Genomic DNA, 19721 nt, shown 5'->3' on the forward strand with positions numbered 1-19721 from the left:
GCCCCGACCCTCGCGTATGCGGCCCCACCAGGATAGATCCGGGCGAGGGACGCCGCCCGCCGACGACGGCGCTCCCTCCCGAAGCCACCCATGACCGAGGTTGCTCCAACCCCTGGTGTTCCGTGCGGGGTTCGGGTCAGAGGTCGGACGACCTCGACCCCTTGTCGTTCCGAGCCGCGTCCACAACGTTCGCGATGCGATCGGCAACGGCCAAGGGGTCCTCGTGCTCCCAGAACCGGAGAACGGTCCACCCCTCGGAAGTGAGACTTTCCGTGGTCTCGTGATCGCGAGCGATGTTGCGCTCGAGCTTCCTTCTCCACCAATCGGCGTTCGCCTTCGGGTGAGTTGCATGTTGCGGGCACCCGTGCCAGAAACAGCCGTCGAGAAAGACTGCGATCTTTGTGCCGGGAAACGCGATGTCGATCGTCCGCCGCGGGTGCCCGGGCACCTTTCGATGGAGCCGATACCGGCGCCCGGAGGCGTGCAGGAGCCGCCGAACCGCCAGCTCGGGGGTCGTGTCCTTGCGGGCTTGGCGGCTCATCCGGGCAGATACGGACGGTGAGGAGGGAATCACGGGCACGAGGCCATTGTCCTCGGTGAGATCCGGGACCACGGGTGCCAGATGGTGCGCTCGGGCCAGGAGGCTTCCGACTACGCCCCGTGGCACGCCCTGTACGCGTGTCCCGAGCCGCACCAGCACGGGGCGTTGCGGGCCGGAGGCCACGGCGTGGCGCGGCCCCGGGCCGCCAGGTTGGTGGCGTACTCCGGGAGGAGGGTGGCCGCGTCCGGGGTCGTCTGTTCCGCGGCCGCGAAGGCCTCGTACGAGGGGACCGTGCCCGTGACGATGCCGAACGGCTGGTTCGACATCGTCGAGGAGAGGTCGCGCAGCGCGGACTCTATGCCGGCCAGGTGCTCCGCGTGCGAGGGGTACTCGGACGCCAACGACGGGTAGGCCGCCAGGAGTTCGGTGAGTTCCGCCTCCGGCCAGTGGAGTATGGCGACCGGGTAGGGGCGGGAGAGGGCCGCGCGGCGTTCGCCGAGTTCCGCGCGGAGGCGGTCGATCTCGGCCCGCAGTTCGGCGGGGTCGTCCGAGCCCAGCGCCCACAGGCGCTTGGGGTCGTGGAGTTCGTCCAGCGGGATGTCCCCGGAGTGCCGGCTGTCGGCGAGGGCGTCCCACGCGTCGTGGGGGTTGCCCAGCAGACGGCGTACGCGGTGGCGGCCGGTGAGCAGCAGACCCGCTTCGTACGGGACGTCCTCGCCGTCGATCAGCAGGGTCGCCCCCGCCGTGAAGCAGTCGTGGGCGGCCTGGAGCTCGTCGTGGGCCTCCAGGGTCTCGGCGATGATCTCCCACGGCGCCGGGTCCCGCGGCGCCGCCGTGCGGATGCCGTCGATCAGGACGCGCGCTTCCGCCTCGTGGCCGTGTTCCCAGAGGTTCGCGGCGTTGAGCGCCTTGATCAGGAGCGGGTTCCGGGGGTTGTCGGCGAGCAGCCGGTCGTAGAGGGCACTGGCCCGGGGGCGTTCGTCGGCGAGTTCCCAGTGGGCGGCGGCCTGGAGCAGCAACTGCTCGCCGTCCTGCGGGAACTTCAGCGCGATGCGCTCCAGGCGCTCGGCTTCGGACGCGTGGTGGGCGGGGGTGGTCTCGGGCGGCATGCTGCACACCGTACTGCGTACGGGAGCGCACGTCCCCGGTGGTGTCCACGCTCCGTACGGCTGTGCTCACGCGGCCCCGTGCGGCCGCTGATCGTCCCGCCCGGCGCCTGGGCGCTGCGCGGATCTACGACGCCTGGGCGGCCGATGTCCTCCAGGCCAGGTGGGCCGCGTGGACCTTGTGCCACAACGCGTCGCGGTCGGCCGGGCCGAGATCGTCCAGGGACAGCCCGAAGCGGCTGCCGAGAACGGCGAACCACGCCTCGGCCGTGGTCAGTTCACTCCGGTGCCGGCCGTTCGCGTCGGTACGGCTCAGGACGCAGCCGTGCAGGGTGTCCACTCCCGCGGCGTCCCGCCGGAAGACCAGGGCCGTGCCGGCGAACGGCGAGTCCGGAGAGGTGGAGAGGTACTGATGCCGCTCGGTGAAGTCGGCCGGGCCTGCGGGCCCCGTACGGAAGTCCATGCCCGTGAAGGAGCCCCGGGGGTCGTGGTCGAACCGCCACCCCTCCGGTTCGGCGGCCGAACGGCGCAGGCCGAATGTCATCGGCCCCTGGCGGTAGGTCCCTTCCCGCAGCGGCATCGGCTCGTGCAGGGCGTCCGCCAGACCGACGTCCGCGAACCAGGTGCCGCCCTCGCAGCGGACCGTCAGTGCCAGGTGGTTGCCGTTCGCGCCCGCGGGCGTACTCGGGTCCGGCTGGAGCCCGGCGACGTGCCAGGTCACCTCGTACCCGAGCGTGGTCAGCAGCGCGGCGAAGGCGCCGTTGAGGTGGTAGCAGTAGCCGCCACGGCCGCGCAGGATCCGGTCGGCCGACTCGACGGGATCGACGGTCGTCGGACGGCCGAGCTGGATCTCCAGCGTCTCGTAGGGCACGTGCTCGACGTGTGCCCGGTGCAGGGCGGACAGCCCGGCCACCGACGGCGCCGGATGTCCGGGCAGCCCGAGCCGGTGCAGGTACTGCCTGGTCTGCGTGGCGCTCAACACGAGGTGAATCCTATGCACCCGATACATCCGGCGACGGCCGCCCTCCGGCAGCGGCCCGACGCCCGGAGCGCTTGAAGCTTGAAGAGGGAAGGCTTATTGTGCGCCCGCCGCGAGGGCGGGAGGTGGTGTGCCGGTGCGTGAGCGGACACGGTCGAGCGGGCGTGCTCCGGCGCGCACACAGGCCGGAGCGCCGGACGCCGTACGAGGGCGAGCGGCCCGACGGGCCTTATGGCAGCGGGAGTTGAGCCCCCGGCTCCTCCTCGCCCGCGCCCTCTGGGGTTCCGCCGAGGTGGCCGTCACCCTCGGGCTCCTCGTCCTGCTCCTCGTCGTCCACCAGCTCTGGTGGACCAACCGCGAGGCACGCGCCGGTGCCGAACGGCAGGTGCAGGCGCTGGAGGAGGAGTGGGGCGGCGCACCGGGGAACCGGGAGGCGGGCCTTTCCCCGGAGGACCAAGAGCCCCGGTCTCCGGATCAGGACGGACCGGAGCCGGGGCCGGATCGGTCAGGCGGCCGGTCCGCGCCGCCCAGGTGGGACCAGGCCTACGCGGTCCTCCGCATACCGCGCATCGGCGTCACCGCCCCCGTCGCGCAGGGCATCAGCAAGTCCGGTGTGCTCAACCGCGGTTACGTCGGCCACTACCCAGGGACCGCTCAGCCCGGCGGAGCCGGGAACTTCGCGCTCGCGGGGCACCGCAACACGCACGGCGAGCCGTTCCGGTACATCAACCGCCTCCGCCCGGGGGACGTCGTACGCGTCGATACGCGCGAGGCCCGCTTCACCTATCGCGTCGAGAAGACCCTCCCGCAGACCACCGCCGCCGACGGCAGCGTGATCGGCGCGGTGCCGCGCAGCTCGGTGCGCCCGCAGTACGGGTTCGACGAGCGCGGGTACTACATCACCCTCACCACCTGCACCCCCGAGTACACGTCCAAATACCGTCTCGTCGTCTGGGGACGGCTGCAGAGCGCCGAGCCACGCACCTCGTGATGCAGGTGCCGGGTCCGCGGCGTGCACCTCGTGGCGGCCGGGGGGAGGTGAGTAGGGTCGGGCGGCGTGCTCACTCACCGCCCTCATCTGCTGTGGCTGCTCGTCCCGTACGTGCTGTTCCTCGGCGCCGTGCCCTTCGTGAACCGCGCCGAGCCGGCCGTCCTCGGCCTCCCCTTCCTCTTCGTCTGGCTGCTGGGCGCGACGCTCGTGACACCCGTCGCCGTCTGGCTCGCCTGGCGCGGCGACCGGCGAGCGGGGCGCGCGGGTCGCACGAGCCGTACAGGCAGGGGCAGTGCGGGCCGGACGGCAGAGAGCCCGGCGGCGAACGGTGCCGGGCGCCCAGGCGGCGGTGAGGCGCGATGAGCGACGCGGCCGTCGCCACCTCGATCCTCGGCGTCTTCATGGTCCTCACGGTCGCCCTCGGCCTGCTCGCGGTACGCGGACGCGGCGCGGGCGGCGGGCTCGCGGAGTGGTCCGTGGGCGGGCGCAGCCTGGGCGCCGTCTTCATCTGGGTGCTGATGGCGGGGGAGGGCTACACCAGCTTCAGCTACCTCGGCGCCGCGGGCTGGGGCTACACCTACGGCGCGCCCGTCCTCTACGTGATCGCCTACATGTCCTGCGGCTACGCGGCCGGTTACGTCGTCGGGCCGATGCTCTGGGCGTACGCCAGGAGGCACGGGCTCGTCGGCATCACCGACATCGTGGCGCACCGTTTCGGCAGCCGGTGGCTCGGCGCCGCGGTCGCCGTCCTCGCCACCGTCTTCCTGCTGCCGTACATCCAGCTCCAGATCACGGGCATGGGCGTCGTCGTCTCGACGATCTCCTACGGCGCCGTCAGCCTCAACTGGGCCTATTTCCTGGCGTTCCTCGTCACCACGGGCTTCGTCGTCGTCAGCGGGCTGCGCGGCAGCGCCTGGGTGTCGGTGCTCAAGGACGTGCTCGTCATCGGCACGCTCGGGTTCCTCGCCGTCTACGTCCCCCTCCACTACTTCGGTGGCTACGGGGAGCTGTTCGCGAGGCTGGCCGAGGAGCGGGGCGCCTGGCTGACCTTTCCCGGGCACGACTCCCCGGGGCTGGGGGAGGGCTGGTTCGTCACCACCTCCCTGCTCAACGCCCTGACCGTCGTCATCTTCCCGACCACCGTCGCGGGCTACCTGGGTGCCAGGAGCGCCGACGCCCTGCGGCGCAACGCGATCTGGCTTCCCTGCTACAACGTCCTCCTCTTCGTGCCGATGCTGCTCGGCATGGCGGCGCTGTTCGTCGTGCCGGAACTGGCGGGAGCCGACTCGAACCTCGCCCTGTTCAAGCTGGTCGTGGACTCGCTGCCCGCCTGGGCGGTCGGGGTGATCGGGGTCGCGGCCGCGCTGTCGTCGATCGTGCCGATGGCGGTCTTCATGCTGGTCATCGGGACGATGTGGGGGCGCAGCGTGTTCCCTCTCCTCCGGCGGCGGGGAGCGGGGGCGGCGGACAGGCCGGGCCCGGAGCCGGCGGTCGCGGAACGAGTGGTCGGGGAGAGGGCGGGCCGGGAGAAGACGGCGGCGCAGGTCGTCGTGGTCGCGGCCGGGACGCTCGCGCTGGTCCTGACCTACGTCGCGCCCAACACGCTCGTACGGCTCTCGCTGATCTCGTACGAGGGGATGGCGCAGCTCGTGCCGATGGTGCTTCTCGGGCTGCTGTGGCGGCGGTTGACGCTCGCCGGGGCGGTCGCCGGTGTGGCATTCGGCGTCGCGGTGGTGTGCGCGCTGGTGTTCAGCGGGAACGACCCGGTCGGCGGGGTGAACGCCGGCATCGTCGCGCTCGCGGTGAATCTCGTGGTGGCGGTCGGGGTGACGTACGCGGGGCCGAGACCGGTCGATCAGCGGCCTGACGAGGAGGTTCTCGCGGAGGAGGCGCTTCCGGACAGCACGCCCCTGCCGGTTGTCGGTGGCGGGAGTTAGGATCGCGAGCAGATGAATTCCGGGGGGTTCCGAGGTTCGGGGCGCTTCGGAATGCGGGGACCAGGGGAGCCGGTGAGACCGGGGAGGGGGAGACGTCCGATGTCCGGTGCCGTGCGCGGGTGGCGCGCCCAGGCCGTCATGACCTTCTTCCTGCTGCTCGGGGTGCTCCTCGCCGAGAGCGGCTTCGCGACCGCACTGTCCGCGGCGGCGGCGACCGCCGCCGTGATGCTGCTCTGCCGCGCGGTGCTCTCCGCCGCGGTCGCCCCTGCCGTCCCACCGGGGCGCATACGCACGGCGATACGGGACCGGGAGCGTCGTACGGCCTTCCTGCCGCAGCGAGATCCCGATGCGGCGGGGCGTCCGCGGCCCCGAGCGCCCGGCCGTCGCCTTCCGACGGCCGCGTAGGGTTCCCGGCCTTCCTCATCTCTGAACTCTGTTCTCCGAACTCCCTCAACTGCCTGTGTGGGGCGGCGTGATGGCGCTGCCTGCGGATGCGTGATCCCTGTCGATCCCGCGCACCTCGGGTGGGGGACGCCTCGTGTGTCCCGGTGTGTGGCTTTCCGGTGCGCTGAGCGGCCGGGGGAGAAGCAGGTACGGGGTAGCAGGAGCGGGGTAGCAGGAGCGGGACCTGCGTGGCTCGTCATGCCGATGTCCGACATTCCGGCACGACGAGACCCCGGAGGGCTCGACCATGTCTCTTACCGCTTCCCTGGGTGCGCTGCTCGCGCACCTCGCCGATCAACTCCATCCGCTCGTCGGCGGTACGGCCACCGCCGCGGCGATTGTTCTGCTGACCCTGTGCGTACGGCTCGCGCTGCACCCGTTCGCGCGGGCGGCCGTCCGGGGCGAGAAGGCGCGGGCTGCCCTGGCGCCGCGCATCGCCGAACTGCAGCGCAAGCACAGCCGTGATCCGGAGCGGCTGCGGCGTGCCATGGCCGATCTGTTCGCGGAGACGGGATCCTCGCCGCTCGCGGGGTATCTGCCGCTGCTGGCACAACTGCCGGTGTTCTTCGTGATGTACCGGCTCTTCGCGCACGGCAGCGGTGACGTCCTGGACCACGCGCTGTTCGGGGCCCCGCTCGCCGGGCGGTGGGCGGACGCGCTCGTGGACGGAGGCCCGTTCGGTGGGCAGGGGCTGGTGTATCTGGGGCTGTTCGCGGTGATCGCCGGGGTCGCCACCTGGACGTGTCTGCGGGCGCGCAAGAGTACGGCGGCCGCCGCGGCGACGGCGGGTGCGGCAGCGGGTGGGCCGACGGCACGGACGGGCGCCGGCAGGGCCCCGGCGGGCAGGGGCGCGGCGGGCACAGGAAGGACCGCGGCGGGCAGGACCTCGGCCGGAAGGGCCGGGGCCGGTGCGGCGAGGGGCGCGGCGGGGGCCTCCGGTACGGCGAGGGGCGCGGCGGGTGACGCCGGCACGGCCGTGCCCGCCGCCCTGGGCAAGGTGCTGCCGCTGCTGTCCTTCGGGACGCTCGTCGCCGCCGCGTTCGTGCCGCTCGCGGCCGGGTTGTACCTGGCCACGACCACGGCCTGGTCGGCCGCGGAGAGGGCCTGGCTGCACCGCGGGGCCGGCGACCGGTCCGGGGCTGGCGCGGCCGCTGGGCCGGCGACCGTGGCGTGACCTGACGGCTCACCGGTCCACTCCGTGAACCGGGGCTTGCGGAGCGGTCACCGGCCTTGGAGGATCACACCATCCTCGGCCGGTGGCCGCACCCGCCGTCCGAGCCGTTCCGGCGAGCGCGGCTTCGCGACGTGCCGGGGCGGCACACGACCACGGGAGTGCGACGTGAAGCTGCTGCGAGTCGGAACGGCCGGAGCGGAACGCCCGGCTCTGCTGGACCGTAACGGCGGCCTTCGGGACCTGTCGGGACTGGTGCGGGACATCGACGGTGACCTGCTCGCGGACGAGGCCGCCCTCGGGCGCGTACGGTCCGCCGCCGAGAGCGGGGAACTGCCGGTGCTCCAGGGCGACGGGAACGGCGACGGCGATGGGGGCGGCGACAGCGGCGGCGGGAGGGCCGATGGGCTCCGGATCGGGCCGCCGGTCGCCAGGATCGGGAAAATCGTCTGTATCGGGCTGAACTACCACGACCACGCGCGCGAGACGGGCGCGCGGATCCCCACGGAGCCGATCGTCTTCATGAAGGCGCCGGACACCGTCGTCGGCCCGGACGACGCGGTGCTCGTGCCGCGCGGCAGCGTGAAGACGGACTGGGAGGTCGAACTGGCCGTCGTCATCGGCCGAACGGCCCGCTACCTGGAGTCCGCCGAGGACGCTCTGGCCCATGTCGCGGGGTACACGATCGCGCACGACGTCTCCGAGCGGGAGTTCCAGATCGAGCGCGGCGGCCAGTGGGACAAGGGGAAGAACTGTGAGACGTTCAACCCGCTCGGCCCCTGGCTCGTCACCGCCGACGAGATCGCCGACCCGCAGGCGCTGCGGCTGCGGCTGCGCGTGAACGGTGAGGTCAAGCAGGACGGCACGACCGCCGACCAGATCTTCCCGGTGGGCGAAGTGGTGCGCTATGTCAGCCGGTTCATGACGCTCCACCCCGGCGATGTCATCAACACCGGCACACCGGCCGGCGTGGCCCTCGGCCACCCGGACCCGAAGCCGTACCTGCGTCCTGGCGACGTGGTGGAGCTGGAGATCGACGGACTGGGCCGCCAGCGGCAGGAGTTGAAGGCGGCCTGACCCGCGCCCGGGCACTCCAACCCGACGCCGACGCCTGACACCGTACGTCCACCCGTGCGCCCGTTACGGCGGTCGTACGGGTGGCGCGTGCGCGCGTACGGGCGTGGGGCCGCGTGCCCCTCAGTGCGTGGCGGCCTCGATGCGGCCCGCTGCGATGAAGCGTTCCAGCGCCTCCACCACGAGTGCGTGGTCCTCGGCCTGCGGCAGGCCCGAGACCGTCACGGTGCCGATGATGCCCGCGCCTTCGACGGTGAGCGGGAACGCGCCGCCGTGCGCCGCGTACCGGTCGGGGTCCAGCCGCGACGACGCCTCGAAGGTCGTCCCCTTGGCGCGGAACCGCATGCCGACGAGGTACGAGCTCTCGTCGTAGCGCTCCACCACGCGCCGCTTGCGCTCGATCCACGCGTCGTTGTCCGCGGAGGTGCGGGGCAGCGCGGAATGGAAGAGCTGCTGCCGGCCGCGCCGGATGTCGACGACGACCGGGGCGTGGCGCAGCCGCGCCAGTTCGACCAGCATCGAGCCGAGGTGCCAGGCGTGCTCATGGGTGAAGGACTTCAGGACGAGCCGCCGCTCCTGCGCTTCGAGTTCCGGGACGAGCTTCGCCGCCGCCTCGCGCGGATCGGCGGACGCGTCGGGCTCCAGCGGGGCGCTCGGGCCGCCCGGCGGCGGCGCGTGCTCGGGCGGTGCGCCCGCGCCTGCCGTGCCGCTCCTGTCGGCCGGAGATCCGCCCGCGCCCGGAGTGCTCGCGGGCCGCGGCGCGGCGCCCGGGGCAGCCGCGCGACCCTCTCGATCCGACTCTCGATCCGACGGTGCCTGAGCCATCAGGCGTCACCTCCGATCGTGACCGTACGGCCTTCCCGCGCCGAGACGCGGGCCGCCTCGAGCACGTCCAGGGCCGCCGCTGCCTCGTACGCCGTCACCGGCGGTGGGGTGCCGTCGCGGAGGGCGGCGGCGACGCCCGCGTAATAGGCAGGGTAGTCGCCCGGGACCGTCGGCACCGGTGTGCCGCCGCCGGTCAGGGGAGACTCGCCCGCGCCGACGCGTCCCCACAGCGACTCGGGTTCCGCGCCCCAGCCGGGGGCGGGACGCAGACCCTCGCGGAGGGAGGCCTCCTGCGGGTCGAGCCCGTACTTCACATAGCCGGCAGCGCTGCCCAGGGCCCGGAAGCGGGGGCCGAGTTGGGCGGCCGTGGCGCTCGCCCACAGGTGCGAGCGGACCCCGTTCGCGTGCGTGATCGCGATGAAGGTGTCGTCGTCGGCCTCGGCGCCGGGGCGGCGGACGTCGGACTCCGCGTACACCCGGACGGCCGCGCCGAACAGCGTCAGCGCCTGGTCCGCGAGGTGGCTCCCCAGGTCGTAGAGCAGGCCGCCGATCTCGGTCGGGTCGCCGGACTCGCGCCAGCCGCCCTTGAGCTGCGGCCGCCACCGCTCGAAACGGGACTCGAAGCGCTGGACGGTGCCCAGGCGGCCGTCCGCGATCAGCGCGCGGAGGGTGAGGAAGTCGGCGTCCCAGCGGCGGTTCTGGAAGACGGACAGCAGCAGGCCGCGCTCGTCGGCGAGGGCCGCCAGCGCGCGTGCCTCGGCGGCGGTCCCGGCGACGGGTTTGTCCACGACGACCGGTAGGCCCGCCTGCAGGGCCGCCGTGGCGATCGGTACGTGGGTGCGGTTGGGGGAGGCGATCACGATCAGGTCGAGGGCGTCGTCCCCGCCCGTACGGCCCGCCCCGGCCCCGGCGGCGCGCGGCCACAGCTCGTCGGGTGAATCCGCGAACCGCACGTCGGGGAACTCGGCCCGTGCCTGCTCCCGGCGCTTCGGGTCCGAGGTGACGACGGTGTCGAGGTCGAGGCCGTCGGTCGCGGTGATGAGCGGGGCGTGGAACACGGAGCCCGCCAGGCCGTAGCCGACGAGTCCCACACGGAAGGGCCTGCTCGCGCCGCTGCCCGGGCGGGTGCCTGGAGTGCTGCTGGTGGCGGGGGTGCCTGCCGGGGTGCGTGTCATGGGTGTCACTTAAGCAACGGTGTTGCCAAACTGCAAGCAGCAGGGAGAATGGCCGCGTGAACAGGGGTGAATCCGGGGCCAATCTGCCCGCACTGCGCAGCCACAACGCCGCGCTCGTGCTCGATCTGCTGCGCGCGGCCGGAGAGGGCGGCATCAGCCGCCTGGGGCTGGCCGAGCGCACCGGGCTGACCCCGCAGGCCGTCAGCAAGATCACGGCGCGGTTGCGGCAGGCGGGCCTGGCCGCCGAGGCGGGCCGCCGCGCCTCGACGGGCGGCAAGCCGCGCACGGTGCTGCGGCTGGTGCGCGGCGCGCGCACCGCGGTCGGGCTGCACCTTGACCGGGACGAGCTGACGGCGGTCCTCACGGATCTGACCGGCGAACCGCTCGCTGTGCGGAGCGTGCCGTTCGACTTCGGCGCGGGCGAGGAGGAGGTGCTGCGCCGGGCGGTGGCCGAGGTCCGGGAACTGCTCCGGGACGGGTCGGGCGCGGCGTACGGAAGCGGGGCCGGGGCGTCGTCCGGGTCCGTGCCCACGTCGTCCGGGTCCGGGGCCGCGCCCTCCGGGTCCGGGGCCGCGCCCTCCGGTGAGAACCCACCCCGCTCGTCGTCCGGTCCTGTGCCACTGCCCGCGCCCGGGCCCGTCATCGGGGTCGGCGTCGCGTGCCCCGGGCCGCTCGACCACCGCAGCGGCGTGCTCGGCCGCGTCACCGGCCTGCCGCAGTGGGACGGCTTTCCGCTGCGCGACGCCCTCGCCGCCCGGCTCGGCCTCCCGGTCGTCCTCGACAAGGACACCAACGCCGCGGCTCTGGGGGTGGCCCTGAGGCGTGACGGGCCCCCGGCGGGCGACGGCGATCCGGCGGACAGCCCCCCGGCGGCGGAAGGCGCCGAGAAGGCCTCCCGCGCCGAAGCCGAGTCCGGCGCCGGGACGACCGACCGTGCCGCCCGCGCAGACCGCGCAGACCGCGCTGCCCCCGCAGACCGCGGGCGGGATTCGTTCGCGTACCTCCACGTTGGGACCGGCCTCGGAGCCGGGCTCGTCCTCGGCGGCGGGCTCTACCGCGGCAGCCGCACCGCGGCAGGGGAGTTCGGGCACCAGGTGATCCAGCTCGACGGCCCGCCGTGCGAGTGCGGCGGCCGCGGCTGCGTCGAGGCGCTGTGCCTGGCCGCCGTGGCGCGCGGCGACACCGAGCACGCCGCGCGCGTCCTCGGCACGGGAGCCGCCAACCTCGTCGGGCTGCTCGACATCGACCGCGTCCTGCTCGGCGGACGCGTCGCCGTGGCCGACGCCGCGATGTTCGTACGGGGCGTGGCGGCCGTCGTCGCCGAGCGCGCCGAACGTGAGGGCGCGGACGCGGGCCGTACGGTCCCGGTCTCGGTCGTGCCCGACGGGGAGCGGGCGGTCGTCCTCGGCGCCGCCCAACTCGTCCTGGCCCCCCTGTTCGGCCGCGCCGACCCACCCGCGTACGCCCCGCGCGATCCGTCCGGAGCCCCCGCCCCTCCATCGGATCAGCGCGCCGTCCGCTGATCGAGGGGGATTCCGCCGCGCTCGCCCGCCGCGCCCCTCGTACGCGCGCCCGCGTGGCAGGGTCCTGCAGGCACCGGTCGTCACCGCTCGTCAGCCGGTGCGCAGCCGATCGCCGCCCCCACGAAGGTCCCTCATGCGTCTGCGTACATCCGCAACCGCGGCCGTTCTGGCCGCGATCGCCCCCGCCGTCATGGTCCTCCTCCCCGCCGCCACGGCCGCCGCGGACCCCACCGCGCCGCCCGCGGGGCGTGAGCGCTCCCTGGAGCCGTACTGCGGTGATCCGGACAGCGAGGACTTCCCTCTCGAGGCCCGGATCCGCGGCGGTCGCAAGGCGTACGAGGCGGGTGCCGGCAAGGCGACGTGGAAGCTGGATCTGCGCAACACCACGGACGCCGAGTGCCGCAACATCCACCCCATCGCCGTTCTCGTCGACCGCAACCGCGCACTCACCACGGAGCGGATCGGGCTGGAGTTCTTCGACGGCGGGGCGGGTGACTGGCGGTCCGTCAGCTTCGAGACCACCGAGGAGAGCGAGCACATCGGTGTGTTCGAGGGCGACGGCTTCGACGGGTTCGAGGTGGAGCCGCACAAGAAGATCACCGTGAAGGTGCGGATGGGCTTCGGCGAGGGCACGAAGAGCGATCACGTCCGTATGAACGTCGCGGCGGTCCAGCGCCGGGAGGACGACGGAGACTGGATCGGCGAGTCCGACGACTACGAGTTCGACATCCGCGGTGACGGCGAGGCGAGCGCGGCGGACGCCGGGCGGAGCGACGGCACGGCCGGTGACGGGAGCGGGTCCGGACGGGACCAGGCGCGCGACGGGTCCGGCGCGGGCGTGACGCACGAGTCCCGGCGCTCCGACGGCCTCGGGGCGCGGCAGCCGAACGACCCGCGTCCGCAGACCCCCGGCGAGGCCGACGTCCTCGCCAGGACCGGCCGCGCCGCCCTGACCTTGCTCGGGATCGTGGCGGGCGTGTGCGTGGTGGGCGGTGCCGTGCTCGTGACCCTCGCCCGCCGCCGCGCCCGCTGACGGCCCGCCACAGTCAACTGACGCGCCGCGCCCGCGAACGTGAGGCACCGCGCCGCGAACGTGCCCCGTCCGCGACCTCCCGGCCGGTCTGGGACCATCCCACCGTGGACTACCCCAACGACCAGGCGCCCGGCGCGCCCGTCCGTTCCGGCGTTCCGGAGCACGGGCGCGTGCCGAAGTACTACGCCGTCAAGACCCGGCTCGTCCTCCTCCTCGACGAGTTGGGCGAGGGCGAATCCCTCCCCACCGAGCGCGATCTCTCGGTGCGCTACGAGGTCTCGCGCGAGACCGTACGGCAGGCGCTGCGCGAACTGCTGCTGGAGGGGCGGCTGCGGCGGGCCGGACGCGGCACGGTCGTCGCGGGGCCCAAGCTGGAGCAGCCGCTGTCCCTGGCCAGCTACACCGAGGGGGTCCGCCGCCAGGGCCGGCGCCCCGGCCGTACCCTGATCAGCCTCGACCAATTCCCCTGCCCCGACCGGCTCGCGGAGGAGACCGGGTTCGAACGCGGCGAGGCCGTATGGCACTTGGAGCGGGTACTGCTCGCGGACGACGAGCGGACCGGGCTGGAGAGCACGTACGTGACGGTGGCGCGCGTGCCGCGGCTGGACAGCGACTTCGACCCCGACTCGTCCTTCTACGTCTATCTCCGCGACCGGCTCGGCATCGGCTTCGGCGACGCGGACGAGCGGCTGGAGACGGTTCTGGCCACACCGCGCGAGGCGCTGCTGATCGGGACGCCGCCCGCGCTGCCGATGCTGCTGATCCACCGCGTGTCCCGGGACACCGGGGGGCGGCCGCTGGAGCGTGTCCGCTCCCTCTACCGGGGGGACCGGTTCAGCTTCACGACCCATCTGGAAGGGCTGGGCACGGGGCGACCCGGCATGACGGACTGAAGGGACGCGGCGGCCGCAGCGGGTCGAAAACCGTACAGCGCCCATCGTCCAGGTCCGTTTGCATCCAGAGATGTGGCATAACGCCTCGAACTCCACCCTCGCATATCACGAAGAGATAACGGGTCTAGGCCAAATTTGAATGCCCGTTCACCATGGCGTTGCCAACCGGATTCTTCCGGGCCACCCGATCCAAGGAGCGTCAACGGCATGCGACTGATAGTCGTCGGAGCCGGCGTGGTGGGAACCATGCACGCCTGGCACGCAGTGGAGCGCGGCCACGAGGTCGTCCACCTCGAGCGCGAGACCGAGGCCCGCGGGGCCTCCCTGCGCAACTTCGGTCTCGTCTGGGTCAGCGGACGGGCCGGAGGGGAGGAGCTGGAGACCGCGCTGCGCGCCCGCGCCCTCTGGGAGGGCATCGGCGACCGCGTTCCCGGCCTCGGCTTCCGCCCCAACGGCTCCCTCACCGTGGTCACAGGCGAGGCCGAACTCGCCGTCGCCCGGGCCGTACTCCAGCGCCCCGACGCCGCCGCCCGCGGCTACAAGCTGCTCGGCCCCGACGAGGCGCGCGCCCTCAACCCGGCCCTGCGCGGCGAGATGCTCGCCGCGCTGTGGTGCGAGCGGGACGCTGCCGTCGAACCCCGCACCGCGCAACGGGCGTTGAAGGCCGAGCTGCTGAAGTCCGGCCGCTACACCTTCCTCGGTGGCCGCGAGGTACGGGACGTGGACGCCTCCACCGTCCGCGACGACCACGGCGAGGTGCACACCGGCGACTCCGTCGTCCTGTGCACCGGCGCGTGGCTCGGCGGCCTCGTCCGCGAACTCGTCCCCGACCTGCCCGTCCGCCGCGTCCGTCTGCAGATGATGCAGACCGACCCGCTCGGCGAGGAGCTGACCACCTCGGTCGCCGACGCCGACAGCTTCCGCTACTACCCGGCCTACGGTGGCGACGCGCTCGACGCCCTGGCCGCCGCACAGGCCCAGCCGCCGGTCGCCGCGGCGCACCGGATGCAACTGCTGATGGTCCAGCGCCGCGACGGCGGCCTCACCATCGGCGACACCCACGAGTACGAGCACCCCTTCGGCTTCGACGTCGTCGAGGACCCGTACGAGCATCTGACCGGCGTTGTCGAGGGCATCCTCGGCCGCCCGCTGCCGAAGATCCGCCGCCGCTGGGCCGGGGTGTACGCGCAGTGCACCGACACGACGCGGGTCGTGCACCGGCAGCAGGTGCGGGACGGGGTGTGGCTGGTCACCGGGCCGGGCGGCCGCGGCATGACCTGTGCCCCCGCGATCGCAGAGACCACCGCCGACGAACTGGGCTGGTAGGAGAGATGACCAAGAACACAGGCGTGCACCACGACACCACGACCACCGAGGCGGGCGCCGGCATCCGGCTCGTCGTCCTCGACATGGCGGGCACCACCGTCGCCGACGGCGGACTCGTCGAGCGGGCCTTCGGCGCCGCAGCCGAACAGCTCGGCGTCGAGCCCGGATCGCAAGAGCACTCCGCCCAACTCGACTACGTCCGCGCCACGATGGGCGAGTCCAAGATCTCCGTCTTCCGCCACCTCTTCGGCGACGAGGAACGTGCCCAGCGGGCCAACGCGGCCTTCGAGAAGGCGTACCACGACCTCGTCGACGACGGGCACTGCGCCCCGCTGCCGGGCGCGGCCGACGCCATCGGCACCCTGCGCGAGTCCGGGATCAAGGTCGCGCTCACCACCGGCTTCTCGCGCGCCACCCAGGACCGCATCCTCGGTGCGCTCGGCTGGCAGGACGTCGCCGACCTCACGCTCTGCCCCGCCGACGCGGGCCGCGGCCGCCCGTACCCGGACCTGGTGCTCACCGCGCTGCTGCGCACGGCCACCGACGACGTGCGGCAGATCGCGGTCTGCGGCGACACCTCGTACGACATGCTGACGGGCCGCCGCGCCGGTGCGTCGGTCGTCGCCGGGGTCCTCACCGGGGCGCACGCCCGCGAGCAGCTCGCCGCCGCCGGCGCGACCCATGTCCTGGACTCCGTGGCCCAGTTGCCCGCGGTCGTCGGCGCCGTGCCCGCGAACGGCACGGGGACCGGGGTGGTGTGAGATGACCGCCGCGTGATCCGGACCGTCCGGCCCGCTCCGTCGGCCGTCCTGGCCGTGCTGCGGGCCGGGCTGTCCGGGCCGTGGACGGCGGGGGCGTCCGCGGCGCGCCCCCGTTAGGCTTACGAATCCGGACCACCGGTCACCGAGAGCGGAGATCAGTTCAGTGGCGGAGCGCAAGCCGATCGAATCCTGGCTCACCGACATGGACGGCGTCCTGATACACGAGGGCATCCCGATCCCGGGTGCCGACGCCTTCATCAAGCGGCTCCGCGAGTCGGGCAAGCCGTTCCTGGTGCTGACCAACAACTCCATCTACACCGCGCGCGACCTGCACGCCCGGCTGTCCCGCATGGGGCTCGACGTGCCCGTCGCCCACATCTGGACCTCGGCCCTGGCCACCGCGCAGTTCCTGGACGACCAGCGGCCGGGCGGCACGGCGTACGTCATCGGCGAGGCCGGGCTGACGACCGCTCTGCACGACATCGGCTACGTCCTCACCGATGCCGACCCGGACTACGTGGTGCTCGGCGAGACCCGTACGTACAGCTTCGAGGCGCTGACCCGGGCCATCCGCCTGATCAACGACGGCGCCCGGTTCATCGCCACCAACCCGGACGAGACCGGCCCCTCCGCCGAGGGCGCCCTGCCCGCCACCGGGTCCGTCGCGGCGCTGATCACCAAGGCGACCGGCCGCGAACCGTACTTCGTCGGCAAGCCGAACCCGCTGATGATGCGGGCCGGGCTGAACGCCATCGGCGCGCACTCCGAGACCAGCGCCATGATCGGCGACCGGATGGACACCGACGTGCTGGCCGGTCTGGAGGCGGGGATGGAGACCTTCCTCGTGCTCACCGGGCTGACGAAGCCGGAGGAGGTCGAGCGCTTCCCGTTCCGGCCGTCGACCGTCGTTGACTCGATCGCGGATCTCGTCGAGCGCATCTGAGGGTCCGCCGACGCCGACGCCGACGCCGACGCCGAAGAAGCCCGCGCGCGTCTGTCCGTGCGAGGCGGCCGAAGAGCCCACTGCCGTACGGCAGCCGGTGGGCGCCGTCACCGAACGGAGCAATCCGGGCACTCAGCGGGTGCGCCGGACCCGGCGGCAGGTGAACCTTCTTGAATGTGAGGAGGTTCAACGATGGGCTCTGACCCGCGCACCCGGCTCACCCGTCCGTTCCGCCTGCCCCGGCGCGCGGCCGTGATCGTCGCGGCTGCCGCCCTGTGCTCGGCGGTCGCGCTTCCCGCGTACGCCGTCGACACCGACCCGCTCGACGAGACACCCGCAGGCAGCAGTGCCGGCACCACGGCCGACGATCCCCTCTCCGACCTCGAGTCCGATCCCCTCTCCGACCCGCTGACGGATTCGCTCTCCGACGAGTTCGGCGAGAGCGACGAGGCGGACGACGGCACGAGCAGCAGCTCCGCCCCGTCCTCCTCCGAGAACCTCAAGATCACTCCGTCCGTCGTGGCGCCCGGTGCCGAGGTCGAGATCCGCGTCCAGGGGCTCAAGGAGACCAAGGGCACCAAGGTCGTCGTGCGGTCGGAGGTCTTCGTCACCGAAGCCCGGCTCGCCTCGGACTCCCGCGGCGGTCTCTACGGCGAGGCGAAGATCAAATCGAGCGCGTCCCCGGGCCGGCACTCGGTCACCTGCGACTGCGGCGTGAAGGCCACGATCACGATCGTCGCCACGCACGACAGCAGCAGCCCGCACGAGAGTCCGACCGCGCCCGTACGGGCCGGAGGCGGCGGCACCGCCGTCCTGGCCCCCGCGGCCGCGGAGAAGGAGGACGGCCCCGGCCTCGCCCACTTCGTCGTCGCGGCCGGACTCGCCGGCGGCGCCGCCCTCGCCTTCGCCGGGATCGCGGTGCGCCGCCGCCGGGCGGACACGGCGGGCGACTGAGGCGGGCGGACCACGGTGTCCGACCGTGGCCGCGCCGGCCGCGCCGGAGCCGGCGGCCTGATCACCGTTCTGACCTGGGGCGTGGTGCTGCTCGGATTCTGGTTCTGGGGCCGGGTGATCACCGATGGCCCCGGCATCACGGTCCCCGGCGTGGGCGACGTGGCTGCCGTGGGCCGCCCCGGCGGCCCGCAACTCCCCGCGGCGTACGCGCCCCTGACCCCCGCCCGCCCCGAGCGGCTGGAGATCCGCACCGCGGGCGTACGGGCTCCCGTCATCGAACGCGGACTCGACGCGGACGGGGCAGTCGACCCGCCCCCGTACAGCGCTCCGGGCGAGGTGGGTTGGTACCGCGGCGGCCCCACACCGGGGGCCGTCGGCACCGCCCTCCTCGTGGGCCACGTCGACACCCACACCGCGCCCGCGGTGTTCCACCGCCTCGCCTCGGTCAAGGAGGGAGCGCGGGTGAGCGTGGCGCGGGAGGACGGATCGGTCGCGGAGTTCACGGTCGAGGCCGTCGAGGTCGTCACCAAGGACCGCTTCGACCCGCGACGGGTGTACGGGCCGCGCAAGAGCCACCGCGCCGAACTCCGGCTGATCACCTGCGGAGGTACCTACGACCCCAAGCGGCACACGTACTCCGCCAACGTCGTCGTCTCGGCGTATCTGACGGCGGTACGCGGGCACACGGCGACGGGCGTCTAGCCGGACCCGTCGCCCTGGGGTGACCGCCGCGTGACCGGGCGCCCCCGCGCCGGCGCGGGCGCGCGGCCGCCGGACATGAGAGGGCTGTCACAGCCCTCTCACGAAGCACGGCCGGTCGGCCGGCCGGGCCGCACCGTGTGTCAGCATGGGGGCCGACCGGTCTTGACCATGGGGGCCGGGGCCCGCGGCAACCGTCGCCGGAGTCACCGCGCCCCGGAGAATGGAGCCAAGGGGGAGCGGATGTACGGCAGTTGTACCGGCCACGCGCAAGGGAGTGCGCGCGCCCGGCTCAGGGCGGGGGCCGCGGCAGCGGCGGGAGCCCTGCTCCTCCTCTCGGCCTGTTCCGGCAGTTCGGACGAGGACGAGGGCGCCGGCGGCGCCCAGCAGCCCAAGTCCCGGGCCCCGTACTGGGTCAACCCGGACGGCAGCGCCGCCGAGCAGGCCGCGGCGTACCGCAAGGACGGGCGCGACGAGGACGCCGAGCTGATCGAGAAGATCTCCGAGCAGCCCGCCGCCGAGTGGATCGGCATCGAGGACCCGGAGGGCCAGGCCCGCGGCTTCACCGAGGCGGCCGCCAAGGCCGACCGTGAGGCGCTGCTGGTGCTCTACAACATCCCGCACCGCGACTGCGGCCAGTACTCCAAGGGCGGCGCCGCGGACGGGAACGCGTACCGGGACTGGCTCGGCAAGGCGATCAACGGCATCGGCGAGCGGAAGACCACGGTCGTCCTGGAGCCGGACGCGCTGCCGCACGTGGAGGACGGCTGCACACCGCAGCAGTTCCACGAGGAGCGGTACGCCCTGCTGTCCGAGGCCGTGACCAAGCTCAAGGCGCTGCCCGACACCAAGGTCTACCTGGACGCGGGCAATCCGCACTGGATCACCGACGCGGGCCGGATGGTGGAGCCCCTGAAGCGCGCCGGCATCGACAAGGCCGACGGCTTCGCGCTCAACACCTCCAACTACCAGACCACGGACGAGAACACGGCGTACGGCAAGAAGCTGTCGGCGATGGTCGGCAACAAGCCGTTCGTGATCGACACCAGCCGCAACGGCAACGGCCCTGCACCGGGGAAGGACGACCCCGAGGCGTGGTGCAACCCGCCCGGCCGGGCGCTCGGCGAGCCGCCGACGACGCGGACCGGCGACAAGCTGATCGACGCCTACCTGTGGATCAAGCGGCCGGGGGAGTCCGACGGCGACTGCAAGGGCGGTCCGGCGGCGGGCCAGTGGTGGCCCAAGTACGCGCTGGACCTGGCCCGTAACGCGAAGAGCTGAGCGGGTGGCGGCTCCCGGCAACGGGAGCCGCACCGCGCCTCGCGCCCGCCCGGGGGCGGGCGCGA

20 protein-coding genes are annotated in these 19721 nt (G+C 73.4%); 15 read left to right on the top strand and 5 right to left on the bottom strand.

The window, feature by feature from the left end; all coding sequences use genetic code 11:
- Positions 1–136: 136 nt before the first annotated feature.
- The 3 genes from ABZ822_RS09040 to ABZ822_RS09050 all read right to left on the bottom strand — a co-directional run bounded on the left by ABZ822_RS09040 (position 137) and on the right by ABZ822_RS09050 (position 2629).
- A complete protein-coding gene (locus ABZ822_RS09040; protein ID WP_360850430.1) occupies positions 137–541 on the bottom strand; it encodes a very short patch repair endonuclease in 405 nt (134 codons plus the stop codon).
- A gap of 110 nt (positions 542–651) precedes the next feature.
- Positions 652–1650, bottom strand: a complete 999-nt coding sequence (locus tag ABZ822_RS09045) for an SEC-C domain-containing protein (RefSeq protein WP_360849265.1) — start codon at positions 1648–1650, stop codon at positions 652–654.
- 124 nt (positions 1651–1774) lie between these two features.
- Entirely contained in the window at positions 1775–2629 is an 855-nt protein-coding gene (locus tag ABZ822_RS09050; RefSeq protein WP_360849268.1) for an arylamine N-acetyltransferase, read from the bottom strand.
- Positions 2630–2870: 241 nt separating this feature from the next.
- Between ABZ822_RS09050 and ABZ822_RS09055 the strand changes: the two genes are divergently transcribed.
- The 6 genes from ABZ822_RS09055 (at position 2871) to ABZ822_RS09080 (ending at position 8246) form a co-directional block, all read left to right on the top strand.
- Positions 2871–3617 (top strand): class E sortase, encoded by a 747-nt coding sequence (locus tag ABZ822_RS09055; protein ID WP_360849271.1) that lies wholly within the window; start codon positions 2871–2873, stop codon positions 3615–3617.
- 66 nt (positions 3618–3683) lie between these two features.
- Positions 3684–3980, top strand: a complete 297-nt coding sequence (locus ABZ822_RS09060; protein ID WP_360849274.1) for a DUF3311 domain-containing protein — start codon at positions 3684–3686, stop codon at positions 3978–3980.
- The gene (locus ABZ822_RS09065) at positions 3977–5554 is read left to right on the top strand and encodes a sodium:solute symporter family protein (protein ID WP_360849276.1); all 1578 of its coding nucleotides are present in this window, start codon (positions 3977–3979) and stop codon (positions 5552–5554) included. Before ABZ822_RS09060 ends, ABZ822_RS09065 begins: the two co-directional genes overlap by 4 nt.
- A gap of 99 nt (positions 5555–5653) precedes the next feature.
- Complete coding sequence (locus ABZ822_RS09070; protein WP_360849278.1) at positions 5654–5959, top strand: DUF6412 domain-containing protein; 306 nt, start codon at positions 5654–5656, stop codon at positions 5957–5959.
- Between the two features lie 286 nt (positions 5960–6245).
- Positions 6246–7172 (top strand): membrane protein insertase YidC, encoded by a 927-nt coding sequence (gene yidC, locus ABZ822_RS09075; protein WP_360849281.1) that lies wholly within the window; start codon positions 6246–6248, stop codon positions 7170–7172.
- A gap of 165 nt (positions 7173–7337) precedes the next feature.
- Complete coding sequence (locus tag ABZ822_RS09080; protein WP_360849284.1) at positions 7338–8246, top strand: fumarylacetoacetate hydrolase family protein; 909 nt, start codon at positions 7338–7340, stop codon at positions 8244–8246.
- Between the two features lie 120 nt (positions 8247–8366).
- Here the strand turns inward: ABZ822_RS09080 and ABZ822_RS09085 are convergent, their stop codons facing one another.
- The gene (locus tag ABZ822_RS09085; RefSeq protein ID WP_360850433.1) at positions 8367–8888 is read right to left on the bottom strand and encodes a heme-degrading domain-containing protein; all 522 of its coding nucleotides are present in this window, start codon (positions 8886–8888) and stop codon (positions 8367–8369) included.
- A 179-nt stretch (positions 8889–9067) separates the two neighbouring features.
- On the bottom strand, positions 9068–10243 hold the full coding sequence (locus tag ABZ822_RS09090) for a Gfo/Idh/MocA family oxidoreductase (protein WP_360849287.1): 1176 nt from the start codon (positions 10241–10243) through the stop codon (positions 9068–9070).
- Positions 10244–10299: 56 nt separating this feature from the next.
- Between ABZ822_RS09090 and ABZ822_RS09095 the strand changes: the two genes are divergently transcribed.
- The 9 genes from ABZ822_RS09095 to ABZ822_RS09135 all read left to right on the top strand — a co-directional run bounded on the left by ABZ822_RS09095 (position 10300) and on the right by ABZ822_RS09135 (position 19656).
- Positions 10300–11766: an ROK family transcriptional regulator gene (locus ABZ822_RS09095; RefSeq protein WP_360849290.1), complete on the top strand. Its 1467-nt coding sequence runs from the start codon at positions 10300–10302 to the stop codon at positions 11764–11766.
- A 133-nt stretch (positions 11767–11899) separates the two neighbouring features.
- A complete protein-coding gene (locus tag ABZ822_RS09100) occupies positions 11900–12799 on the top strand; it encodes a hypothetical protein (RefSeq protein WP_360849293.1) in 900 nt (299 codons plus the stop codon).
- A 104-nt stretch (positions 12800–12903) separates the two neighbouring features.
- On the top strand, positions 12904–13692 hold the full coding sequence (locus tag ABZ822_RS09105; RefSeq protein ID WP_360849296.1) for a GntR family transcriptional regulator: 789 nt from the start codon (positions 12904–12906) through the stop codon (positions 13690–13692).
- A 207-nt stretch (positions 13693–13899) separates the two neighbouring features.
- The gene (locus tag ABZ822_RS09110) at positions 13900–15018 is read left to right on the top strand and encodes a TIGR03364 family FAD-dependent oxidoreductase (protein WP_360849299.1); all 1119 of its coding nucleotides are present in this window, start codon (positions 13900–13902) and stop codon (positions 15016–15018) included.
- A gap of 5 nt (positions 15019–15023) precedes the next feature.
- Complete coding sequence (locus tag ABZ822_RS09115; RefSeq protein WP_360849302.1) at positions 15024–15779, top strand: phosphonatase-like hydrolase; 756 nt, start codon at positions 15024–15026, stop codon at positions 15777–15779.
- A gap of 163 nt (positions 15780–15942) precedes the next feature.
- A complete protein-coding gene (locus ABZ822_RS09120) occupies positions 15943–16722 on the top strand; it encodes an HAD-IIA family hydrolase (RefSeq protein WP_360849305.1) in 780 nt (259 codons plus the stop codon).
- A gap of 192 nt (positions 16723–16914) precedes the next feature.
- Complete coding sequence (locus ABZ822_RS09125; RefSeq protein WP_360849308.1) at positions 16915–17676, top strand: hypothetical protein; 762 nt, start codon at positions 16915–16917, stop codon at positions 17674–17676.
- Positions 17677–17691: 15 nt separating this feature from the next.
- Positions 17692–18378, top strand: a complete 687-nt coding sequence (locus ABZ822_RS09130) for a class F sortase (RefSeq protein WP_360849311.1) — start codon at positions 17692–17694, stop codon at positions 18376–18378.
- Positions 18379–18618: 240 nt separating this feature from the next.
- The gene (locus tag ABZ822_RS09135; RefSeq protein WP_360849314.1) at positions 18619–19656 is read left to right on the top strand and encodes a glycoside hydrolase family 6 protein; all 1038 of its coding nucleotides are present in this window, start codon (positions 18619–18621) and stop codon (positions 19654–19656) included.
- The last annotated feature ends 65 nt before the right edge of the window (positions 19657–19721 follow it).

The organism is Streptomyces sp. NPDC047108 (assembly GCF_040643575.1).
Taxonomy (GTDB): Bacteria; Actinomycetota; Actinomycetes; order Streptomycetales; family Streptomycetaceae; genus Streptomyces.